The organism is Streptomyces sp. NPDC054887 (assembly GCF_053610585.1).
In genome coordinates, this window is sequence record NZ_JBSGYQ010000154.1 from 1 (window position 1) to 1048 (window position 1048).

At 57.3% G+C, this 1048-nt stretch carries 1 rRNA gene; it reads right to left on the reverse strand.

The window, feature by feature from the left end:
• A 23S ribosomal RNA gene (locus ACWGH0_RS34705) occupies nt 1-1048 on the reverse strand; the annotation flags it as partial.

Below are 1048 nucleotides of genomic sequence, written 5' to 3' on the forward strand. Positions count from 1 at the left end.
CCTACACCCTTACCCCGGGACAACCACCGCCCGGGCTGGACTACCTTCCTGCGTCACCCCATCGCTTACCTACTACCACCTTGGGCCGGCGGCTCCACCACTTTCCTTTCCCCGAAGGGTCCGGAACGGCTTCACGGCCTTAGCATTAATGGATTCGATACTGGGCGTTTCAAAGCGGGTACCGGAATATCAACCGGTTGTCCATCGACTACGCCTGTCGGCCTCGCCTTAGGTCCCGACTTACCCTGGGCAGATCAGCTTGACCCAGGAACCCTTAGTCAATCGGCGCACACGTTTCTCACGTGTGTATCGCTACTCATGCCTGCATTCTCACTCGTGAACCGTCCACAACTCGCTTCCGCGGCTGCTTCACCCGGCACACGACGCTCCCCTACCCATCCACACTCCCGTTGGGGATATATGTGTGAATGACACGACTTCGGCGGTACGCTTGAGCCCCGCTACATTGTCGGCGCGGAATCACTTGACCAGTGAGCTATTACGCACTCTTTCAAGGGTGGCTGCTTCTAAGCCAACCTCCTGGTTGTCTCTGCGACTCCACATCCTTTCCCACTTAGCGTACGCTTAGGGGCCTTAGTCGATGCTCTGGGCTGTTTCCCTCTCGACCATGGAGCTTATCCCCCACAGTCTCACTGCCGTGCTCTCACTTACCGGCATTCGGAGTTTGGCTAAGGTCAGTAACCCGGTAGGGCCCATCGCCTATCCAGTGCTCTACCTCCGGCAAGAAACACACGACGCTGCACCTAAATGCATTTCGGGGAGAACCAGCTATCACGGAGTTTGATTGGCCTTTCACCCCTAACCACAGGTCATCCCCCAGGTTTTCAACCCTGGTGGGTTCGGTCCTCCACGAAGTCTTACCTCCGCTTCAACCTGCCCATGGCTAGATCACTCCGCTTCGGGTCTAGAGCGTGCAACTCAATCGCCCTGTTCGGACTCGCTTTCGCTACGGCTTCCCCACACGGGTTAACCTCGCTACACACCGCTAACTCGCAGGCTCATTCTTCAAAAGGCACGCAGTCACGAC